Raw genomic sequence first — 20,340 nt, forward strand, 5'->3', positions numbered from 1 at the left:
CAAGAATGGTACCGCCTGAACCGGACCCTGCATAAAAAGCGGATCGTGACGGGCGGCCATTGGCCCACTCTATCTGTTTCGGAAGGTCCAATGGCCGCCCGTTACCGTATAACCGCGACGCCACACCAGGCCGGGCGGCGTTTTCGGCTGTCCGGAGGAGAAACCTACCCCTCGATCGTATCCTTGCGCATCTGGCTGGGCGTCATGCCATAGGCCTTGCGGAAATGCTCGTAGAACTGGGTCTGGCTGACGAAACCGGACTGGAATGCCACGTTGGCGATGGAGGTATTGCCGTCAAACAACAATGACCGTGCCCGGATCAGCCGCATCCGGACCACGAATTTCTGCACCGAAATGCTCATCACCTTGGTGAAAAGATTGGTCGCGTAATTGGGGTGCAGCCCCACCACATGGGCAATGTCCTCGGCGGTCAGTGGCTCGGTGATGTTCTCCACGATATGCCGCACCATGCGCACCACATAGCGCACGGGCGAACCGGTGCGGGTGCGGCTGCCAGTCGGCTCGATCCAGGGCGACAGCAGCAGGTCCCAACCGGTAATGGCCGCCCGCCGGAACATGGTGCCGATTTCCAGCCGCACGATATCGGTGCGCAGTGAATTGCCGCTGCGATAATCGCCGTGCCAGCGCTCCAGCGTGTCGAGCCCGATGGCATCGGGCAGCAGCTGGATCACCCCGCCGCCCATCAGGGTTTCGGTCAGCCGTCCCAATTGCGGCATGTGCAGGAACGAATCCATCGGCAGGTAGATATTGTGCTGTTTTCCGGCAATCGCCTCGCCGCTCAGCCCCACGGTCTGGTGCGGAATACCGGCCCAGAACGCCACCAGCCGATCGGCCCCCACCGTAATGGCCCGTCCATCGAACAAATAGTCCATCGTGCCGTGCGTGAGCCAGTTGAACTCGATATGACCATGGCTGTGGGCGGCCGCCATCAACTGGGGTGTAAAGGCCCGCATGCCGAAGCGGCCAAAGGCCTTGCCCGAGGCATAAAAGCTGCGATCCGGCCGCGGCGTGGGGCGCGGCGCCCGCTGCCTGGGCAGCCGGACCAGGTCGCCAGCGGCGTTGAGTTCGTCCATTGCACGATTTTCCAAATCTTAGAAACCCGGAAGAAGTCTCTATCATTCCGGATTGCTTCGGCCATGGCAAGGCGTACCATTCAAGCATTGCACGGGAGACGGGCTCGAATGGGATATTCGGCCTCTGGCTCAAGCCAGTCCGTTGCCATGGGAGGAACTATGAGAAAACACGCTATTGCCCTTGGCGGGGCAGGCTTGATGCTGGGTATTTCCCTTCTTGCGGCGCAAGCCCAGACTGTGGCCCCCACCACCCCGCCCGAACCACCGAAATTCGACGCCCAGCAGGTCCCCACCTTCGTGGGGATCAAGGATATCCAGGAATTCAAGGCGCTGCCTGAATATCACGAGCCCGACTACGTCAAGGCGTTCGTGGATGCCGGCAAGCTGCCGCCCGTCGCCGAGCGCCTGCCCAAGGAACCCCTGGTCTACAAGACCGCCAACATGCCCGACGGCATCGGCACCTATGGCGATGTGATGCGCCACGTCATCGGCGGTCGCCCGGAAGGCTGGAACTACAGCGCCGGCCAGACCCAGGGCTGGGGCGGCATCGATATCGGCCTCTCCGAATGCCTGACACGCACCGGCCCGCTGTTCCAGGTCAAGGCCGAGGAACTCGAGCCCCTGCCGAACCTCGCCAAGAGCTGGGAATGGTCCGAAGACGGCCATCAGCTGACCATGCACCTGATCGAAGGCGCCAAATGGTCCGACGGCGACCCCTTCGACGCCGAAGACATCATGTTCTACTGGAACGACGTGCTGCTCGATCCGCAGGTCACACCGCTCAATGGCGCTTCGCCCGAGACGTTCGGCGTCGGCACCACGCTTGAAGAGGTCGATCCGTACACGATCAAATGGACCTTCAAGGACGTCAAGCCGACCCAGTATCTCTATGCCATGGCCTATGGCAATTTCTGCCCCGGTCCGAGCCATATCCTCAAGGCCGAGCATCCCAAATACAAGGATGGCGCGACCTATGACCAGTTCAAGAACGCCTTCCCACCCGAATATCTCAACATTCCTGTCATGGGTGCCTGGGCGCCGGTGGAATATCGCGCCAACGACATCATCGTGATGCGCCGCAATCCCTATTACTGGAAGGTCGACGAGAACGGTAACCAGCTCCCCTACCTGAACGAGCTGCAATATCGCCTGTCCACCTGGGCAGACCGCGACGTGCAGGCCGTGGCCGGTTCGGGCGATCTGTCCAATCTCGAACAGCCGGAAAGCTTCGTCGAAGCCCTCCGCCGTTCGGCCGAAGAATCCGCGCCCGCCCGTCTCGCCTTTGGCGCTCGCACCATCTCCTACTCGCTCTATCCGAACCTGTCGGCCAATGGCTGGGGCGAACCAGATGCCCGCGGCCAGGCCGTGCGCGAACTCAACCGCAATCTCGATTTCCGCAAAGCCGTAACCTATGCGCTTGATCGCCAGGCGCTGGGCGAAGCCCTGGTCAAAGGCCCCTTCACCACGCCTTACGCAGGCGGGCTGATGCCGCCGACCAGCTATTACGACAATGACTCCACGGTCTATTATCCGTACTCGCTGGACGACGCCAAGGCACTGCTGGAAAAGGCCGGCCTGGTCGATACCGATGGCAATGGCTTCGTCAACTTCCCGGCCGATGTGGTGGGCGGTGCGGATGTCGAAATTACCCTGCTGGCAACCTCCGACTACCAGACCGACAAGAGCCTCGCCGAAGGCGTGATCGCCCAGATGGAACGCCTTGGTCTGCGCGTCATTGCGCAGTTCCAGGCTGGCAATCAGCGCGATGCCAACTATCAAGCTGGCAAGTTCGACTGGCAGGTCCTTAGAAACGGCGCCGACCTGATCACCGTGGTGCAGAACACGCAGAACCTGGCGCCTACCGGCCCCCAGATCAGCTACAACCACCGCGCCGGCACCGATGGCACGCAGGATTTTCTGCCCTTCGAGCAGGAGATGGTGGACACCGTCAACAGCTTCGTCGCCACGGCCGATCCGGCCGAGCGCATCGAGCTGATGAAGACCTACCAGCGTCTCTATACCGAGAACCTGTTTGCTATCGGCCTCACCCAATATCCGGGTGCGCTGATCATCAACAAGCGCTTCGTCAACGTGCCCCCGGGCACCCCGATCCTGCAGTTCAACTGGGCCGAAGACAGCCTGATCCGCGAACGCCTCTATGTTCCGGCCGAGCAGCAATCGTCCAACGAACTGTTCCCCGATACCCTGCCGGGCGCCCCCGGCGTCGGTAATGGTCCGATCAAGAGCAACTAAGCTCTTCTCCCGGCGAGGGGCTCCGGCCCCTCGTCACCCACAGACTTAAGATGAGCCGCTCCAGATGATCCGTTTCCTCATATCGCGCATCCTGTCGGCGATACCCATTCTGCTCGTATTGAGCCTTGTCACCTTCGCCATCATCCAGGCGCCTCCCGGCGACTATGGCGACTATATCCAGTCCATGGCCATCAATCAGGGCGGCGCTTCCTTCGAGGCTGCCAAGGCCCAGGCCGATGCCTATCGCGCCGCCAATGGCCTGTTCGACCCCCTGCCCGTGCAATATGTCAACTGGATCTGGGGCATCATCACCCGCTTCGATTTCGGCCACTCGCTCTATTTCAACAAGCCCGTTGGCGCCGTCGTGGCCGAGCGCCTGCCCGCCACCATCCTGCTGGCGCTGACCTGCCATATCCTGGCCTCGGCCATCGGCATCACCATGGGCATCGTGGCCGCTACCCGTCAGTATTCCTGGGTCGATACCCTGTTCGGCTTCGTCTCGTTCCTCGGCATGACCATCCCGCGGTTCCTGCTGGCCATTGTCATCATGTATTTCCTGGTCTTCCGCATGGGCGTGCAGGATGTGGGCAATTTCTTCTCGCCCCGCTATGGCGGTGCTCCCTGGAGCTGGGATAAGTTCGTCGATCTGGTCAAGCATGTCTGGCCGGTCATCGCCATCGCCACCTTTGGCGGGCTGGCCTATAATATGCGCGTAATGCGGGCCAATCTGCTCGACGTGCTCAATGCCCAATATGTGGAAACCGCCCGCGCCAAGGGCCTGAGCCACGGCGCAGTGATCATGAAGCATGCCGTGCCCAATGCGCTGCATCCGCTCGTCGCCTATCAGGGCGTCGTGCTGCCCTATATGCTGACCGGCGAAATCGAAGTCGCCATCGTCTTTGGCCTTGCCACCGTGGGCCCGGCGATTACCGGCTCCATGGCCGTCGGCGACGTCTGGGTCACCGCCACTTTCATGCTGGTGCTCGCCACCACCCTGATCATCGGCAATATCATTTCGGACATGATGCTGGCCGTGCTTGACCCCCGTATCCGGCTGGGAGACGCATGATGGCCCGCGATACCATCGATCAATCCATCCCCCTGCCTCCCGATGCCGGCGCCGCCATGCCCACCGCCGCCACCGAGTCACAGGCCGACGTCAATTCCGCCGGCGCCATCAATCCGCGCTACGCCAATAGCGAAAGCTATTCGAGCCTGGTCTGGCGCCGCTTCCGCCGCTCCATCATGGGCATGCTCGGCATGATCCTGGTCGTGCTGCTGCTGCTCGTCGCGGTCTTTGCCGATTTCTTCGCCCCGCACGATCCCAAGCAGACCAATATCGGCTTTGCCCCGCCTGACACGATCAGCTTCTTCCACGCCGATGGCAGCTTCTCCCCGCTTCCGGTGGTCTATCCGATCAGCGAAGGCGAGGAACTCGACCCCATCACCTTCCAGCCCATTGTCGGCCCGGATTATGAAAACCCGACCGAGCTGGGCTTCTTTGTGCCGGGCTATGCCTACCACATCCTTTGGGTGATCCCGGCCAATATCCATTTCTTCGGCCCCACCGATCCGGCCAAGACCTTCCACCTGTTGGGCACCGACAAGTTCGGCCGCGACATCCTCTCGCGCGGCATTGTCGGCTCCCGCATCTCGCTCACCATTGCCCTCGTGGTAACGCTGCTGACCACTGTGGTCGGCACGCTGGTGGGCATTACCTCAGGCTATCTGGGCGGCAGGTTCGACCGCTGGACACAGAAATTCGTCGAATTCGTCCTCGCCTTCCCCCAGTTGCCGCTCTATCTGGCACTGACCTCGCTCATTCCCATCACCGCGCCCTCCAACGTCTTCATCGCCTTCGTCATCGGCGTCATGGCGGTGCTGGGCTGGGCGCAGTTGAGCCGGGAAGTGCGCTCCAAAACCCTCTCGCTGGCCCGCATCGAATATGTCCGCGCCGCCATCGCTGTGGGTTCATCCGACGGGCGCATCATCACCCGGCACATCCTGCCCAACGTGCTCAGCCACGTCATCGTGGCGGTGACGCTGTCGGTGCCTTCGGTAGTGCTGCTCGAAAGCTTCCTCGGCTTCCTCGGCTTTGCCGTGAAGCCGCCGCTGATCTCCTGGGGCCTGATGCTGCAGGATACCGGCTCCTTCTCGGTGATCGGCTCCTATCCCTGGATCCTGTCACCCGTCATCTTCGTGCTGATCACCGTCTTTGCGTTCAACGCATTGGGCGACGGCCTGCGCGACGCCGTCGATCCGTATTGAGGACCAGGCCATGCCAGACACCAATCACCAGCCTGTTTCCAATACCCGCCACGATGCCGACAGCCACGGCCGCGAGCTGATCCTTGATGCCCGCAATATCGGGGTCGATTTCAAGGTCGAGGGCGGCGTGGTTCACGCCGTGCACGACGTATCCTTCCAGCTGCACAAGGGCGAAACCATCGCGTTGGTGGGGGAATCCGGCTCGGGCAAATCCGTCACCGCCCGTACCCTGATGAAGCTTTTGACCAAGCGGGCAACCATCCTGCCCAATTCGCGCATCACGCTGTCGGGCAAGAATGTGGTTGCCACCAGCGAGCGCGACATGCGCAAGCTGCGCGGCAATGATATCGCCATGATCTTCCAGGAGCCGATGAGCTCGCTAAACCCGGTCTACACCATCGGCCAGCAGATCTGCGAAATCCTGCATCTGCACAATCGCATCTCCCGCCAAGAGGCCATGCAGCGCGCCGAAAAGCTGCTCGAGGAAGTGCAGATCCCCGATCCCGGTGCCCGGTTGCGGCAATATCCGCACCAGCTCTCGGGCGGCCAGCGCCAGCGCGTCATGATCGCCATGGCGCTCGCCAACCGCCCCGATGTGCTGATCGCCGACGAGCCCACCACCGCCCTCGACGTGACGGTGCAGGCCCAAATTCTGAACCTGCTCAAGGACCTCAAGGACAAATACGGCATGGCGGTGATCCTGATCACCCACGACCTGACCGTGGTCCGCCAGTTCTCCGACTATGTCTATGTTATGCAGAATGGCCGCGTGCAGGAGCACAATGCCACCGAGGCTTTGTTCGCCAATCCGCAACACGCCTATACCCGCCACCTGCTGGCCTCCGAGCCCAAGGGCACGGCCAATCCCTTGGTCGGTGAGCAGGACACAGTGCTCGAAGGCAAGAACGTCAAGGTCTCCTACACCCTCAAGCGCGGCGGCTTCTTCAAGCCCGATTTCTTCGAGCTCAAGGCCGTCGACAATCTCGACATCAAGCTGGCCCGCCATGAAACCCTCGGCATTGTGGGCGAATCCGGCTCGGGCAAGACCACGTTCGGCCAGGCCCTGATCCGGCTGATCAACAATCAGGGCGGGGAAATCTTCTTCGACGGCCAGCCGATCCACGATCGCGATCGCGCCGCCATGCGCCCGCTGCGCAGCCGCATGCAGATCGTCTTCCAGGACCCCTTCGCCAGCCTTAATCCCCGCATGTCGATCCGCCAGATCATCGAGGAAGGCCTGATCGTCAACAATATCGGGGCCAATGGCCGCGAGCGGCTCGATCGGGTCCGCCAGGCGCTCAAGGATGCTGGCATGCCCGATGGCATTCTCAACCGCTTCCCGCATGAGTTTTCCGGCGGCCAGCGCCAGCGCATCGCCATTGCCCGCGCCGTGGCGCTGGAGCCCGAATTCATCCTGCTGGACGAGCCCACCTCGGCGCTCGATCTCTCGGTGCAGGCCCAGATCATCGATCTGCTGCGCAAGCTGCAGGACGAGAAGGGCCTCTCCTACCTGTTCATCAGCCACGACCTCAAGGTCGTGCGCGCCCTCTGCCACCGCGTCATGGTTATGCAACACGGCAAAATTGTCGAACAAGGCCCGGTCGCCGATGTCCTCACCAATCCTCAAACCGAATATACGGCTCGGCTGGTCCGCGCCGCATTCGAAATAGCCGCCTAACGCTGGAGCATTCCCCAATGGCAAACCCCAAGATCACATTCATCGGCGCCGGATCGGCCGTGTTCATGAAGAACATTGTCGGCGATATCCTGCAGCGCCCGGCACTCGCAGGCGCCACCATCCGCCTGATGGACATCAATCCCACGCGGCTGGAAGAAAGCGAAGTCATCGCCAAAAAGCTGATCTCGACGCTGGGCGTACCGGCCAAGGTCGAGACCTACTCCAACCAGCGCCAGGCCCTGGACGGCACCAATTTCGTCGTCGTCTGCTTCCAGATTGGCGGCTACGAGCCCTCGACGGTCATCGATTTCGACGTGCCGAAAAAGTATAATCTGCGCCAGACCATTGCCGATACCTTGGGCGTTGGCGGCATCATGCGCGGCCTGCGCACCGTGCCTCATTTGTGGAGCATCTGCGAAGACATGCTGCAGGTCGCGCCCGAGGCGATCATGCTGCAATATGTCAACCCGATGGCCATCAATACCTGGGCCATTGCCGAGAAATACCCCACCATCAAGCAGGTCGGCCTTTGCCATTCCGTGCAGGGCACGGCCATGGAACTGGCGCACGATCTCGAGATTCCCTACGAGGAAATCCGCTATCGCTCGGCCGGCATCAACCACATGGCCTTCTACCTCAAATTCGAGCATCGCCAGCCCGACGGATCCTACAAGGATCTCTACCCGGACCTGTTCAAAGCCTATGCCGAAGGCCGCGCCCCCAAGCCGACCTGGAACCCGCGCTGCCCCAACAAGGTGCGCTACGAAATGATGACGCGCCTGGGCTATTTCGTCACCGAAAGCTCCGAGCACTTCGCCGAATACACGCCCTATTTCATCAAGGAAGGCCGCGAGGACATCATCGAGAAGTTCGGCATCCCGCTCGACGAATATCCCAAGCGCTGCGTCGAGCAGATCGCCAAGTGGAAAAAGACCTCCGAGGACTACCGCAACGCTGACCGCATCGAGGTTCAGCAGTCCAAGGAATACGCCTCCTCCATCGTCAACTCGGTCTGGACCGGCGAGCCCTCGGTGATCTACGGCAATCTGCGCAACAACGGCGTCATCACCAACCTGCCCAACAATGCAGCCGTGGAAGTGCCATGTCTGGTCGATAGCAATGGCCTGCAGCCCACCTTTATCGGCGACCTGCCGCCCCAACTGACCGCGCTGATCCGCACCAATATCAATGTGCAGGAACTGACCGTTCAGGCGCTGATGACCGAAAATCGCGAGCACATCTACCACGCTGCGATGATGGACCCCCACACCGCCGCCGAACTCGATCTCGACCAGATCTGGAACCTGGTTGACGATCTCCTTGAAGCCCATGGCACCATGTTGCCGGAATGGGCTCGTGGCTCCCGGAAGCAGCGCGTCGCCTGACGCTAACCTCCCCTGCTTCCAAAAAGCGGCCCCGGCGCTCTGCGCTGGGGCCGTTTGGTTTTAGCGCCTCCGCGCCAGCACTCCACCGTCAAAGGGTAACTTTGTGCTCACCCCGAAATAGCAAAACGGGCGCTCGTGGAGCGCCCGTTTCGGGAGAAGATGCCGGTGATCTGAGGTTTAGTGGTGCCCGCCCACGACTTCGCGCAATTCTTCCACGGAGCGAACCTTCTTGCGGGCGGCGCCTTCCCAGTCCTTGGTCTTGACGGTGCCTTTAGCGAGCCGCTCCTTGGCGGCCGGAACGGCGTCCTTGTATTGCGGCAGCCACTGGGCCTGGGTGACGACCAGTTCGTCCACCATCTGCCAGACTTCATCGGGGGTGCAGATGGCGCCGACCAACGGATCGTGCAGCACGGCAAGCTTAAGCATGTCGATATCGCCGGTCATGGCGGCTTCCACGCTCATGCGCTGCACCGAAATCGAGGCCGAGCAGGTGGCCGCGCAAGCCAGTGGCAGGGTGATGCCTTCGACCATGTTGAGGCCGAAACGGTCAACAAAACCGGGGCTTTCGATGATCGCATCGTCCGGCAGATTGGTGATGATGCCATTGTTGCGCACGTTGAAATGCCCGCGATAGACGCGGCCCGTTTCCATAGCCTCGATAATGTAGGAAGCGTGCTCGGACGTGCGCTTATGCTGGTCAAGCGGCTTGGCGGCCTGTTCGAGGAACATCGGGAAATCGGTCTCGAACCAGTTCCGTCGTTCGGTCGAATAACGCAGATAGCCGCCGGTTTCCCCGTGAATCCAGTCGCTCATGTCGATCCACTTGGAGATTTCTTCCGGGCGCTTGCGATACCAGGGCAGGTATTCGCTGAGGTGGCCATTGGACTCGGTGGAATAGACGCCGAAGCGCTTGAGCACGTCGATGCGGACCTTTTCCTGCTTGGAATAGACCGGATGGGCCTCGAAAGCGGCGATCAGCTCGTCCTTCTCGATCTTGCGGCCCTTGGCGCGAATATCGATATACCAGGTCTGGTGGTTGATGCCGGAGCACACATAATCGAGCTCGCTATCGGCCACACCCAGCACCTGGGCGATCTGATGTGCCCCATGCTGCACGCCATGGCACAGCCCAATGGTCTGCACGCCGCCATAGGCATTGGCTGCCCAGGTGTTCATCGCCATGGGGTTGGCATAGTTGAGGAACACTGCGCCAGGCTCGGCTACTTCTTTGATATCCTTGCAAAATTCAAGGATCACTGGGATGTTGCGCTGGCCATAGAGAATGCCGCCGGCGCAGAGCGTGTCGCCCACGCATTGGTCGACGCCATATTTGAGCGGCACCGAAATGTCGGAGGCAAAGGCCTCAAGCCCACCGACGCGAACGCAACTCATGATGTAGCGGGCGCCGGTAATGGCGGCGCGACGATCGGTCGTGGCCGTCACCTTGGCCGGCAGATTATTGACCGAGACGATCTTGGCGATGATCTGGTGGACCATGTCCAGATTGTGCGGATTAATATCGGTCAGCGCGAATTCGCAATCGGCAAATTCGGGAACCTTGAGCAGGTCCGAAATCAGCGTCTTGGTGAAGCCGACCGAGCCGGCGCCGATGACGGTAACTTTGAATGACATGACGTTCCTCCGGGACGCAGCACACACTGCGAATTGGTTAGCACACTGCTAGCGTTGAACGCCGCATTGGTGCTAGAGAAACCTTGTGCCATTGCGGGTAATTTTGTGCTCAAACAGCTCATCGACTACGGCCATAAAGTCCGCGCCCTGACGCTCCCCAAAAGCGCCGTGCCACTCCATTGCATGGCGATCAGTGCCGGCTATGAGCAGCGGCTCAATGAAGTCTATTCCTGGGACGGGCTGCAGCGCGGCAGCGCACCATTCCTGGTCATCCAGCACACTATTGTGGGGGAAGGCCGGCTCGATTTTGCCGGGGTTCGGCATCGGCTGGTGCCGGGGCAAACCATGGTGCTCAGCCTGCCCCATGCCCATCGCTACTGGCTGGAGCGGGGCGGGCATTGGGAATATTTCTGGATGGTGCTGAACGGGCGGGAAGCGCTACGCCTCGCCCGCGAGATTATCGACGCCGCCGGCCCTGTCGTTACCCTGCCGCCCAGCATTGTCGACCGCCTGGCGTTGGCCTGCCATACGCTGATCGACCGGCCTGGCATTTCTCCGGGCGAGGCATCGAGCGCCGCCTATGGCGCCATGGCGGCCCTGCATGACGGGGTGTTCGGCACCGACACGGCGCCCGATTTCACCCTGCCGCCCGCTATCGCGCGAGTGGTTGCCTATATCGACACCAACCTCAACCGTACGCTCAATGTCGATCGGCTCGCCACCCTGGCCGAGATGAGCCGGAGCCATTTTGTCCGCCAGTTCACCCTGGCCACGGGCCTAGCGCCCTCCAGTTTCGTGCAGGAGCGGCGCATCGAGCGGATCGAACGGCTGCTGGTCGCCACCGACATGACGATCGGCGCCATTGCCGCGCTGACCGGCTTCAGCGACGCCAATTACCTGGCAAAAGCCTTCCGGCGCCTGCGCGGCATGACCCCGCTCGACTATCGCGTCAGCCGGCGTCTGCCGACCGGCATCTGAGGGTCCAGCGCTTGCCCCAACCTGGAAAAGGGTGCAAAAGGCGTTGACGTATAGGGAAGTTCGATGACCAATCCTGTAACCCGCGATCGCCGCCATTTCGAGGACCTTGCCGTGGGCGAAGTCATCGCGCTGGGCCACACCAAGGTGACCCGCGAGATGATCACGACATTCGCTCGCGAATTCGATCCCCTGCCCTTTCATCTTGATGAAAAAGCCGCCAAGGCGTCGCTGCTGGGCGGGCTGGCATCGAGCGGCTGGCAGACCGGGGCACTGAGCCTGCGCATGCTGGTCGACAGTTTCCTGAGCCAGATTGCCTCGACCGGCGGACTAGGTTTCACCAATCTGAAATGGAAAAACCCGGTCATGGTCGATGACACGATCGGCGGCACAGTAAAAATCACCGAACTGCGCCGCTCCGCCAGCCATCCGCAATGGGGCATTGTCACGCTCGATTTTGACATCCGCAACCAGCAGGGCAAGCCGGTACTGACCATGCGGCTGGCCAATCTGGTCGAGACGCGCAATGCGGAAGCCGCAGCATGACCCGCTGGTTCGAGAATATCGCGCTGAACGAGATATTTCCGCTCGGCAGCCACACCTTTACCGCTGACGAAATCATCCGCTTTGCCAGCCTCTATGATCCGCAATATTTCCATCTCGATCCCGAGGCCGCCAAGCACAGCCATTTCGGCGGGCTGGTCGCCAGCGGGTGGCACACGGTCAGCGTCGGCCATCGCCGCATGGTCGACGCGCTTGATGCCGAAGAGCAGCGCTTGCGCGGACTGGGGGAAGAACCGGGCATCTCCGGGCCTTCGCCGGGCGTCAATACCATGGACTTCAAGGTGCCGGTGCGGCCGGGCGATACGGTGAGTTATGAGCTGGTGGTGACCGACAAGCGCGCCTCCAATTCGATTCCCGGCTGGGGCCTGCTGTTCAACCGCATCACCGCCACCAATCAGCGCGGCGAGCTGGTCTACACGGCCGAAGTGGTGGGCTTTTCCAAATTGCGTGACTACCGCGCGCCGGCCAGCCAGCGAGTGTTGCTCGCGCTCACCAGATTGCCCCTGATCGGCGGATTGCTCAAGCGGCGCTCTTGAATGCGACAGCGCGCCACTTCACTCTGCGGCTCATGCGCCGAATCGCCCTCACCGCCAGCCTCCTCGCCCTTGCCGCCACGCCCAGCTTTGCCCAGCAGTTTCAGGGCAATTGGTCGTGCCGGGACACTAATGCCGCCCGCGTCGGCATCCTGACCATCTATGGCTCGGTCTATGGCTTCGCCTCGACCACCTTTGGCGACCCATCCTCGGGGACGGGCGCCATCATGGGCTATCAAGATGGGGTCGGCTTCAGCGACGGCCCCCTGCGCGCCGCCCGCAATGTGCAGGCCGGGCGGGTGATTCCTGATCCCAATCACGGCGTGGCCATGCAGCTGGAAACTGGTGATGCCATCGTGATGTTGTGTACACCGCGGTAGGGCACTTTCTGCCCGCCAAACCGCACATACTTCTGTGGCAGCACCCCCAAATCGCCCCACCCACCGCTCTCCCTCGGGCCTGACCCGAGGGTCGTCCTCAACCCGGCACAAGCGGCGAGTGGCCCTCGGGTCAAGCCCGAGGGAGAACAGTGCTGGTTTTAGTCTCCACACCTAACTGCCAAACCTACCATGCCATTCTCACCGCGGGTGGTCTGACGGCGGGCCAGATCGAGGCGCGAAAATCACCCCAAAACAGACGGGGGCTTGAATTTCTCTCGCCCTACGCGCATTATTAACACGCGGCGCCGGGCCCCTCTGGCGAGAGTGATGATGCTCTCGCGATGTCGGAGCTGCTCCAATTTTCTCATGGAGATGGTCCGGCGATGGAATCGCTTCTTGCCGCCCTATCGGGTGATTTTCTAGGTACTCCCGTCTATTTTTGGATCGCGTTCATTACGATCGTGATCGCTCTGCTGGTTTTCGATCTCGGTGTCCTGCACAAGGATGAGCACGAGATCGGCGCCAAGGAGAGCCTGACGCTATACGGCTTCTACGTGCTGATTGCCGTGGCCTTTGGTGGCTGGGTCTGGTGGCAGCGTGGCGCTGAGGCCGGTCTCGAATTCTATACCGGCTATCTGCTCGAACAGAGCCTGGCGATGGACAATATGTTCGTCATCGCCACCATTTTCGGCTTCCTGGCCATTCCCCGCATCTACCAGCACCGCGTGCTGTTCTGGGGCATTCTGGGCGTCATCCTGTTCCGCGCCATCCTGATCGGGCTCGGCGCGGCTCTGGTCAATGAATTCAACTGGATCCTGTTCGGCTTTGGCGCCTTCCTGGTGTTCACCGGCATCCGCATGTTCACCCACAAGGATGAAGAACCGAACCTGGAAGAAAACAAGATCTTCCAGTTCATTACTAAACGTTTCCGGGTCACCAAACAGCTGCATGGCCGCAGCTTCACAGTCAAGCAGCCGGACCCCAAGACCGGCAAGATCGTCACCTGGCTGACCCCGCTGGCTGTCGCGCTGATCATGGTGGAAGTGGTCGACCTGGTCTTTGCCGTCGACTCCGTGCCCGCTGTCTTCGCCGTGACGCAGGACACCTTCATCGTCTACACGTCCAACATCTTTGCTATTCTGGGTCTGCGCTCGCTGTATTTCGCGCTGGCCGCGGCGATGAACCGCTTCCGTTATCTGCAGGTGTCGCTCGCGATCATCCTGGTGCTGGTGGGCATCAAGATCTTCCTTGTGCCGCTGCATATCCATATCGATACGCTGCTCTCGCTGCTGGTCACCGTCAGCATTCTGGCGGGCGGGATTATCTTCTCGCTCTACAAGACGCGCAACGAGCCCGATATCAGCGCCGAAGAGCGGCCCGAAACCGGTCAGCTTGAGCCGTAACGCTCCGGCGCTGACAAATACGCTTCACGAGGCCCGGCGCATCCCCTTGCGCCGGGCCTTTCGCTTGCCCAGTCTTGCCTTAATTCCGGTTTAACGAAAAAGAAACGACCACAGGAGCCAAGGCATGGGTGCCATCCAGGAAATCGTATTCGACTGCGACAAGCCGGCCAAACTGGCCCAGTTCTGGGCCGAGATGCTCGACGGCTATGCCGTGCGGGACTATGACGAGGCCGAAATCGCCCGGCTCGCCGCGCTCGGGCTGACGCCGGAAACCGACCCCACCGTGATGGTGGATGGCCCAGGCCCCAGCATCTGCTTCCAGAATGTGGAAGGCCGGCGCTATGATAATAATCGCGTGCATTTCGATATTGCGGTGAGCGAGCGCGGCAACGAGGTGGAACGCCTCAAAGCCGCAGGAGCCGAAATCGTGCGGGTGCTGCCCACCTATACCGTGATGCGCGACCCCGAGGGCAACCAGTTCTGCCTCGTCGACCAGCGCCAGGCCATGGCGGCATAACGCTGCTGACACGGAATGTCACGGCCCATGGCCATGCTGGCGCCTATCACAGCTCGGAGCCACGCCATGTCCGTCATCGCCACCTGTCACTGCGGCCAGACCAGAATCGAACTGCCCCATCTGCCGACCTCTGCCAAGGAGTGCAATTGCAGCTTCTGCCACAGGACCGGCGCGGTCTGGGGCTATTTCGGCGAAGGCGAATTGAAGATGCTCTCGGCGACCGCCGAGAAAACCTATTCGGCCAGCGGCGGCATGAACCTGCACCATTTCTGCGCCAATTGCGGCATCCAAACCTGGGGCGATTCTCCCGATTGGGCCTCGATGTACAATAGCGACGGCACGCCCAAGAACGGCGACCCCAACAGCTTCCCCACCGCGCGGACCTATGCGGTCAATCTGCGGCTGGTGGACGAACTGGACCTGTCGAGCCTGGTGATCGAGAAGATGGATGGGCGGAAGAGCTGGTAGGGCATCGTGCCCTCAATGCCCCGCAAACGCCATCAGCGTTGAGACTTCCACGCCCTCGGCCTCGAGCTTTGCCGCGCCGCCGAGGTCCGGCAGGTCGATGACGAAGGCCGCGTTGGCCACCGTCGCGCCAGTACGCCGCAGCAGACCCACGGCGGCGATGGCCGTGCCGCCGGTGGCGATAAGATCGTCGACCAATAGCACCGTGTCGCCGGCGTCGAGCACGTCGGCATGGATCTCGATCGTATCAACGCCATATTCGAGCGCGTAATTCTGCCCGATAGTTTCGCCGGGCAGCTTGCCCTTCTTGCGCACGGGGATGAAGCCGACGCCCAGCGCAATCGCCACCCCGGCCCCGAAGATGAAGCCGCGCGCTTCGATCCCGGCGACATGGGTGACGCCCAGATGGCGATGCGCTTCGGCGATCTGCTCAATGCTGGCCTTGAAGCCCTCGGGATGCTCGATCAGCGTGGTGATGTCGCGAAACAGGATGCCCTTTTTCGGATAGTCCGGAATCGTGCGCACAAGGGCCTTGAGGTCGAGCGTCATCGCAATCCTGCAAGTTGGATAATTGGTTTTGAAAAATCAGGGAGCGCGGCGGCCCATGATGTGTCGCGCGATCACGCCGGCATTATAGGCGGCCGAGCGGGTCACCCCGATAGCCGTTTCGCGCGCCTTGGGATTGCTGACCACCGCCCGCACACCGGCGCGCACCACGGGGTGGCGGCTGACGGTGATGGCGGCGCTGACAAATGTCACGGCGATGCGAACTGCGGACATGTCGGCGGCCTCGCGATTGATTTGGCTATTGATATCATATTGCGGCCCGGCGCGCTCTTGGCAAGAGCCCTGAAGCCGATGTGACCGCGGCAAAAACAAAGGGCCCCCGAGGGAGCCCTTTGCGAAATCGTGTTGCGACGAGCTTAGTGCTCGATGCCCTGCCACAGCTTGCGCTTGGTGGCCCACATCAGGCCGGCAAAGGCGATGAGGAACAGCAGCACCTTGAAGCCGGTCTCCTTGCGGGAGACCAGGCCCGGCTCGGCCAGCCACATCATGAACGCGGCGACGTCGTGCGAATATTGCTCGACCGTCATCGGCACCGGCTCCTGGCCTTCGGCGGCTTCATAGGCCACCAGATCGTCCTGCAGCGGCGGGCCCATGCCGATGGAGTGGCCGGGGAAGTAATCGTTGTAATGCTTACCCTCGGGCAGATCGAACCCTTCGGGCGCTTCATCGTGATAGCCGTTCAGCAGCGCGTGGATATAGTCCGGGCCGCCTTCGGAATAGCCGGTGAAGTAATTGGTGATCCACCAGGGGAAGGCGTCCTTGATGCCACGGGCCTTGGCCAGCACCGAGAAATCGGGGGGCACGACGCCGCCATTGGCGTCGCGGGCATCCTGGTCGGTCGCGAAGGGCGACGGCCAGCGATCGGCCGCCACGGCCTTGCGGGTGCCGCCATCGGCGGTCGGATCGGCCACGTCATATTCGAGCGCCAGCGCCTTGACCTGGCCTTCGGTGAAGCCCGGACCGCCTTCTTCGGAAAGATTGCGGAACGCCAGCAGCCGAGCGCTGTGGCAGTTCGAGCAGACTTCGCGGAACACCTGGAAGCCGCGCTGCAGCTGGTTCTGGTCATAGGTGCCGAAAATGCCGGCAAAGCTCCAGCTTTCCTTGGGCACCGGCGGCGCGGTGCCTTCGGCAGCGAAGGCCGGCGCTGCAGCCATGCCGGCGGCGATAGCGACAGCAGCGATGATGGTCTTGAACGTCAACATTGAACCCGCCCCGCCTTTCACGAATGTGCCTTGCCGAGAACGCTCTCGGAAATGCTGGTCGGCAGGGGCTTGGCAACCTCAATGCGCGACAACACGGGCAGGATGACGAAGAAGTGGAGGAAATAGTAGCCGGTGCACACCTTGGCCAGCGTCGTGTAGGGCTCGGCGGCTTCCTGCGCACCCAGATACGCCAGGGCGATGAAGTCGAGCACGAACAGGGCGTAGAACCACTTGAACATCGGGCGGAACGTGCCCGAGCGAACCTTGCTCGTATCCAGCCACGGCACCACCAGCAGCGCCAGCATCGACAGGCCCATGGCGATCACGCCGCCAAGCTGGGAGTTGATGAACAGCACGTTGAAGTCGATGGCGCGCAGGATGGTGTAGAAGGGCAGCAGATACCATTCCGGCACGATATGGGACGGGGTCACCTGGCTATTGGCCATGATGTAATTGTCGGGATGGCCCAGAATGTCGGGGGCAAAGAACACGAACCACGCGAACGGGATCATGAACAGCACCATCGCGAAGGCGTCCTTCATCGTATAATACGGATGGAAGGGCACGGTATCGCGCTTGTCCTTGACCTCGACGCCGATCGGGTTGTTGTTGCCCGGCACATGCAGCGCCCAGATATGCAGCACCACGACCGCCGCAATGATGAACGGCAGCAGGTAATGCAGCGAGAAGAAGCGGTTGAGCGTCGGGTTGCCCACGGCAAAACCACCGCGCAGCAGCTGCAGCAGGCTCTCGCCCACCACCGGGATTGCCGAGAAGATATTGGTGATAACCGTGGCGCCCCAGAAGCTCATCTGGCCCCAGGGCAGCACATAGCCCATGAAGGCCGTGGCCATGGTCAGGATGAAGATGACGACGCCCAGGATCCACAGGATCTCGCGCGGCGCCTTGTAGGAGCCGAAGAACATGCCGCGGAAAATGTGGATGTAGAGCGCCGCGAAGAACATCGAGGCGCCCACCGAGTGGACCGCCTGGATGATGCGGCCACCATTGACGTCACGGCGGATATGCTCGACCGAGTCAAAGGCCAGCGCCACATTGGGCGTATAATGCATGGCCAGGATAATGCCGGTGACGATCTGCACGCCAAGGCACATCACCAGAATAGCCCCGAAGGTCCACCAGTAATTGAGGTTCTTCGGCGTGGGGAAATCCATCAGGTGCTCTTTGGCAAACCTGACGACGGGCAGGCGCTCGTCGAGCCACTTTTCGGCGGCATTTCCTGGAACGTAAGTCGAATGTTCTGACATCGGAAAAGCCCCCACTAACCGATCTGGACCAGCGTATCGCTGATGAATTCATAAGGCGGCACCACAAGATTCTTGGGTGCCGGGCCGCGGCGGATGCGGCCGGCGCTATCGTAGTGCGAACCGTGGCAAGGGCAGAACCAGCCATCGAAATCGCCCGACTGTCCGATCGGCACGCAACCGAGATGGGTGCAATTGGCGATCATGATCAGCCATTCTTCGTGGCCGGGCTTGGTGCGCTGCTCGTCGGTCTCGGGATCCTTGAGGTCGGCCAGCGGAACCGCCTTGGCCTCGTCGATCTCGGCCTGGGTGCGATGCCGCACGAAAACCGGCAGGCCGCGCCAGGTGATCGTCACCGACTGGCCTTCTGGAATATTGGCGAGATTGAACTCGATACTGGCCAGCGCCAGGGTCGACGCATCGGGATTGAGCTGGTTGATCAGCGGCCAGACCACTGCCGCCGCGCCCACGGCACCAACGGCACCGGTTGCGACATACAGGAAGTCCCGCCGCGTCGTTGAATGTTCTGCTTGCGTAGCCAAGGTCACGATCCCCGTACAATACACGCCCAACGCGGCCGGTAGCGGCAGGGCCTCTCACGCATAAGCGGAATCAGCCGCCGTCCACCCTCAAGCGGCCCGTCAGTCCGGGGTTCTTTTTGCACTGTCACAGGAACTTGTCCAGTGCGGCGGGCAATGACATGGATCAACTGCGACACTATTCCCAACCCGATTGCCGCAGCAGGCCTTAAAGTGCCAAATCCGTGGCGGGGATACCGCCCTGCCCGAGGAGCCCATGCCCGTAGAACTCGCCCTCTATCAGCCTGATATCGCCAACAATACCGGCACGCTGATCCGGCTCGGCGCATGCTTGGGCACGACTATCCATATCATCCATCCCACCGGCTTCCCGTTCTCGGCCAAATCACTGGCCCGAGCCGGGCTCGACTACCTCGACCATGCCATCGTGCGCGAGCACACCGGCTTTGCCGCTTTCGAGCAATGGCGGCACTCCGAGAGGCGACGGCTGGTGTTGCTGACCACCAAGGCCACGACTTCTGCCTATGAGGCGCAATACGAGGCCGATGACATCCTGATGGTAGGCCGCGAAAGCGCTGGCGTGCCCGACGCGGTGGCCGACATAGCGGACCTGCGCATACGCATTCCGATGCGCGAGGGACTGCGCTCGATCAATGTGGCGCTAGCCGCAACGCTGATCCTGGGGGAAGCAAAAAGACAGACCGACGGGTTTACAGAGCTCAAATGAGGGTTCATTCCACTGCCACCATGACTCTTCCGCCCGATATCGACGATAAAAAAACCATAGCCGCCGCCTGGTTCCGCGCATTGCGCGACCGGATTTGCGCCGCCTTCGAACAGCTGGAGGCCGATGTCAGCGGCCCCAATAGCCATCTGCCGCCCGGCACGTTCGAGCGCACGCCCTGGGATCGCGCCGCCGGCGGGGGCGGGGAAATGTCCATGCTGCATGGCCGCGTCTTCGAGAAGGCGGGCGTGCATATCTCGACCGTGCATGGCGAATTTTCGGCCGATTTTGCCAAACAGATGCCGGGCACCGAAGCGGGCGCCCAGTTCTGGAGTTCGGGCATTTCGCTGATCGTGCATCCCTGGAACCCCCATGTTCCAGCGGTGCATATGAACACGCGCATGATCGTCACCGGCAAGCAATGGTTCGGCGGCGGGGCCGATCTGACCCCGGTGCTGGATCGCCGGCGCGTGCAGGACGATCGCGATAATCTCGATTTCCATGCCGCCATGCGCGCCGCCTGTGCGGATCGGCCGGGCGTCGATTACCAGCGCTATAAAGACTGGTGCGACGAGTATTTCTTCCTGCCCCACCGCAACGAACATCGCGGCATTGGCGGCATTTTCTACGACCAGCTCAATTCGGGTGATTGGGACGCCGATTTCAATTTCACCAAGGCGGTGGGCGAAGCTTTCCTGGGGATTTATCCCGAACTGGTGCGCCGCAATTACGAAACGGCCTGGACCGAGGCCGACCGCAACGAACAGTTGATCCGGCGCGGGCGTTACGTCGAATTCAACCTGCTCTACGATCGGGGCACCATGTTCGGCCTCAAGACCGGCGGCAATGTGAATTCGATTCTCTCCTCCATGCCGCCTGAAGTGCGCTGGCCATGA

General features: G+C 61.5%; 21 protein-coding genes. 14 read left to right on the forward strand and 7 right to left on the reverse strand.

Going from position 1 to position 20,340, the window contains the following annotated elements; genetic code table 11:
- Positions 1-164 precede the first annotated feature (164 nt).
- Entirely contained in the window at positions 165-1,094 is a 930-nt protein-coding gene (locus ACI3KW_RS08955; RefSeq protein WP_404847781.1) for a helix-turn-helix domain-containing protein, read from the reverse strand.
- A gap of 159 nt (positions 1,095-1,253) precedes the next feature.
- Here ACI3KW_RS08955 and ACI3KW_RS08960 point away from each other — a divergent pair, with 159 nt between their 5' ends.
- The 5 genes from ACI3KW_RS08960 (at position 1,254) to ACI3KW_RS08980 (ending at position 8,678) form a co-directional block, all read left to right on the forward strand.
- Entirely contained in the window at positions 1,254-3,347 is a 2,094-nt protein-coding gene (locus ACI3KW_RS08960; RefSeq protein WP_113120963.1) for an ABC transporter substrate-binding protein, read from the forward strand.
- Positions 3,348-3,411: 64 nt separating this feature from the next.
- Positions 3,412-4,416 (forward strand): ABC transporter permease, encoded by a 1,005-nt coding sequence (locus ACI3KW_RS08965; RefSeq protein WP_113120962.1) that lies wholly within the window; start codon positions 3,412-3,414, stop codon positions 4,414-4,416.
- A 56-nt stretch (positions 4,417-4,472) separates the two neighbouring features.
- Complete coding sequence (locus ACI3KW_RS08970) at positions 4,473-5,615, forward strand: ABC transporter permease (RefSeq protein WP_404847962.1); 1,143 nt, start codon at positions 4,473-4,475, stop codon at positions 5,613-5,615.
- Positions 5,616-5,625: 10 nt separating this feature from the next.
- Complete coding sequence (locus tag ACI3KW_RS08975; RefSeq protein ID WP_404847782.1) at positions 5,626-7,293, forward strand: ABC transporter ATP-binding protein; 1,668 nt, start codon at positions 5,626-5,628, stop codon at positions 7,291-7,293.
- A 17-nt stretch (positions 7,294-7,310) separates the two neighbouring features.
- Positions 7,311-8,678, forward strand: a complete 1,368-nt coding sequence (locus ACI3KW_RS08980; RefSeq protein ID WP_404847783.1) for an alpha-glucosidase/alpha-galactosidase — start codon at positions 7,311-7,313, stop codon at positions 8,676-8,678.
- Positions 8,679-8,855: 177 nt separating this feature from the next.
- On the opposite strand, the gene ACI3KW_RS08985 is transcribed toward ACI3KW_RS08980, so the two are convergent.
- Complete coding sequence (locus tag ACI3KW_RS08985; protein ID WP_404847784.1) at positions 8,856-10,310, reverse strand: alpha-glucosidase/alpha-galactosidase; 1,455 nt, start codon at positions 10,308-10,310, stop codon at positions 8,856-8,858.
- 105 nt (positions 10,311-10,415) lie between these two features.
- On the opposite strand from ACI3KW_RS08985, the gene ACI3KW_RS08990 reads away from it, so the two are divergent.
- The 7 genes from ACI3KW_RS08990 to ACI3KW_RS09020 all read left to right on the forward strand — a co-directional run bounded on the left by ACI3KW_RS08990 (position 10,416) and on the right by ACI3KW_RS09020 (position 15,150).
- Entirely contained in the window at positions 10,416-11,288 is an 873-nt protein-coding gene (locus ACI3KW_RS08990; RefSeq protein WP_404847785.1) for a helix-turn-helix domain-containing protein, read from the forward strand.
- A gap of 63 nt (positions 11,289-11,351) precedes the next feature.
- Positions 11,352-11,831 (forward strand): MaoC family dehydratase, encoded by a 480-nt coding sequence (locus tag ACI3KW_RS08995; protein WP_404847786.1) that lies wholly within the window; start codon positions 11,352-11,354, stop codon positions 11,829-11,831.
- Positions 11,828-12,385 carry a MaoC family dehydratase gene (locus ACI3KW_RS09000; protein WP_404847787.1) on the forward strand — a complete coding sequence of 186 codons (558 nt, stop codon included), beginning with the start codon at positions 11,828-11,830 and terminating at the stop codon, positions 12,383-12,385. The genes ACI3KW_RS08995 and ACI3KW_RS09000 overlap by 4 nt, the downstream gene beginning before the upstream one ends.
- 32 nt (positions 12,386-12,417) lie before the next feature.
- Entirely contained in the window at positions 12,418-12,762 is a 345-nt protein-coding gene (locus ACI3KW_RS09005; protein WP_404847788.1) for a hypothetical protein, read from the forward strand.
- Between the two features lie 383 nt (positions 12,763-13,145).
- The gene (locus ACI3KW_RS09010) at positions 13,146-14,165 is read left to right on the forward strand and encodes a TerC family protein (protein ID WP_404847789.1); all 1,020 of its coding nucleotides are present in this window, start codon (positions 13,146-13,148) and stop codon (positions 14,163-14,165) included.
- A 124-nt stretch (positions 14,166-14,289) separates the two neighbouring features.
- Positions 14,290-14,682, forward strand: a complete 393-nt coding sequence (locus ACI3KW_RS09015) for a VOC family protein (RefSeq protein ID WP_404847790.1) — start codon at positions 14,290-14,292, stop codon at positions 14,680-14,682.
- A 66-nt stretch (positions 14,683-14,748) separates the two neighbouring features.
- On the forward strand, positions 14,749-15,150 hold the full coding sequence (locus ACI3KW_RS09020) for a GFA family protein (RefSeq protein ID WP_404847791.1): 402 nt from the start codon (positions 14,749-14,751) through the stop codon (positions 15,148-15,150).
- Positions 15,151-15,162: 12 nt separating this feature from the next.
- Here ACI3KW_RS09020 and ACI3KW_RS09025 read toward each other — a convergent pair whose 3' ends face one another.
- The 5 genes from ACI3KW_RS09025 to petA all read right to left on the reverse strand — a co-directional run bounded on the left by ACI3KW_RS09025 (position 15,163) and on the right by petA (position 18,729).
- On the reverse strand, positions 15,163-15,696 hold the full coding sequence (locus ACI3KW_RS09025) for an adenine phosphoribosyltransferase (protein WP_113120953.1): 534 nt from the start codon (positions 15,694-15,696) through the stop codon (positions 15,163-15,165).
- Positions 15,697-15,732: 36 nt separating this feature from the next.
- Positions 15,733-15,927, reverse strand: a complete 195-nt coding sequence (locus ACI3KW_RS09030; protein ID WP_404847792.1) for a hypothetical protein — start codon at positions 15,925-15,927, stop codon at positions 15,733-15,735.
- Positions 15,928-16,070: 143 nt separating this feature from the next.
- Positions 16,071-16,916, reverse strand: coding sequence for a cytochrome c1 (locus ACI3KW_RS09035; protein ID WP_113120951.1), 846 nt, complete (start codon positions 16,914-16,916; stop codon positions 16,071-16,073).
- 17 nt (positions 16,917-16,933) lie between these two features.
- The gene (locus tag ACI3KW_RS09040) at positions 16,934-18,184 is read right to left on the reverse strand and encodes a cytochrome b N-terminal domain-containing protein (RefSeq protein WP_113120950.1); all 1,251 of its coding nucleotides are present in this window, start codon (positions 18,182-18,184) and stop codon (positions 16,934-16,936) included.
- A gap of 14 nt (positions 18,185-18,198) precedes the next feature.
- Positions 18,199-18,729 (reverse strand): ubiquinol-cytochrome c reductase iron-sulfur subunit, encoded by a 531-nt coding sequence (gene petA, locus ACI3KW_RS09045; RefSeq protein WP_390888772.1) that lies wholly within the window; start codon positions 18,727-18,729, stop codon positions 18,199-18,201.
- Positions 18,730-18,976: 247 nt separating this feature from the next.
- On the opposite strand from petA, the gene ACI3KW_RS09050 reads away from it, so the two are divergent.
- Positions 18,977-19,447: a tRNA (cytidine(34)-2'-O)-methyltransferase gene (locus tag ACI3KW_RS09050; protein ID WP_404847793.1), complete on the forward strand. Its 471-nt coding sequence runs from the start codon at positions 18,977-18,979 to the stop codon at positions 19,445-19,447.
- Positions 19,444-20,340 carry an oxygen-dependent coproporphyrinogen oxidase gene (hemF, locus tag ACI3KW_RS09055; RefSeq protein ID WP_404847794.1) on the forward strand — a complete coding sequence of 299 codons (897 nt, stop codon included), beginning with the start codon at positions 19,444-19,446 and terminating at the stop codon, positions 20,338-20,340. The genes ACI3KW_RS09050 and hemF overlap by 4 nt, the downstream gene beginning before the upstream one ends.

The organism is Devosia sp. ZW T5_3 (assembly GCF_044987315.1).
Lineage (GTDB): Bacteria > Pseudomonadota > Alphaproteobacteria > Rhizobiales > Devosiaceae > Devosia.

Coding starts and splice junctions, on each gene's coding strand:
- ACI3KW_RS08960 (WP_113120963.1), top strand. CDS start 1,254: ATGAGAAAACACGCTATTGCCCTTGGCGGGGCAGGCTTGATGCTGGGT.
- ACI3KW_RS09010 (WP_404847789.1), top strand. CDS start 13,146: ATGGAATCGCTTCTTGCCGCCCTATCGGGTGATTTTCTAGGTACTCCC.
- ACI3KW_RS09050 (WP_404847793.1), top strand. CDS start 18,977: ATGCCCGTAGAACTCGCCCTCTATCAGCCTGATATCGCCAACAATACC.
- ACI3KW_RS09005 (WP_404847788.1), top strand. CDS start 12,418: ATGCGCCGAATCGCCCTCACCGCCAGCCTCCTCGCCCTTGCCGCCACG.
- ACI3KW_RS08955 (WP_404847781.1), bottom strand. CDS start 1,094: ATGGACGAACTCAACGCCGCTGGCGACCTGGTCCGGCTGCCCAGGCAG.
- ACI3KW_RS08980 (WP_404847783.1), top strand. CDS start 7,311: ATGGCAAACCCCAAGATCACATTCATCGGCGCCGGATCGGCCGTGTTC.
- ACI3KW_RS09030 (WP_404847792.1), bottom strand. CDS start 15,927: ATGTCCGCAGTTCGCATCGCCGTGACATTTGTCAGCGCCGCCATCACC.
- ACI3KW_RS08970 (WP_404847962.1), top strand. CDS start 4,473: ATGCCCACCGCCGCCACCGAGTCACAGGCCGACGTCAATTCCGCCGGC.
- ACI3KW_RS09015 (WP_404847790.1), top strand. CDS start 14,290: ATGGGTGCCATCCAGGAAATCGTATTCGACTGCGACAAGCCGGCCAAA.
- ACI3KW_RS09035 (WP_113120951.1), bottom strand. CDS start 16,916: ATGTTGACGTTCAAGACCATCATCGCTGCTGTCGCTATCGCCGCCGGC.
- ACI3KW_RS08985 (WP_404847784.1), bottom strand. CDS start 10,310: ATGTCATTCAAAGTTACCGTCATCGGCGCCGGCTCGGTCGGCTTCACC.
- ACI3KW_RS09020 (WP_404847791.1), top strand. CDS start 14,749: ATGTCCGTCATCGCCACCTGTCACTGCGGCCAGACCAGAATCGAACTG.
- ACI3KW_RS08995 (WP_404847786.1), top strand. CDS start 11,352: ATGACCAATCCTGTAACCCGCGATCGCCGCCATTTCGAGGACCTTGCC.
- ACI3KW_RS09025 (WP_113120953.1), bottom strand. CDS start 15,696: ATGACGCTCGACCTCAAGGCCCTTGTGCGCACGATTCCGGACTATCCG.
- ACI3KW_RS09000 (WP_404847787.1), top strand. CDS start 11,828: ATGACCCGCTGGTTCGAGAATATCGCGCTGAACGAGATATTTCCGCTC.
- ACI3KW_RS09040 (WP_113120950.1), bottom strand. CDS start 18,184: ATGTCAGAACATTCGACTTACGTTCCAGGAAATGCCGCCGAAAAGTGG.
- hemF (WP_404847794.1), top strand. CDS start 19,444: ATGAGGGTTCATTCCACTGCCACCATGACTCTTCCGCCCGATATCGAC.
- ACI3KW_RS08975 (WP_404847782.1), top strand. CDS start 5,626: ATGCCAGACACCAATCACCAGCCTGTTTCCAATACCCGCCACGATGCC.
- ACI3KW_RS08965 (WP_113120962.1), top strand. CDS start 3,412: ATGATCCGTTTCCTCATATCGCGCATCCTGTCGGCGATACCCATTCTG.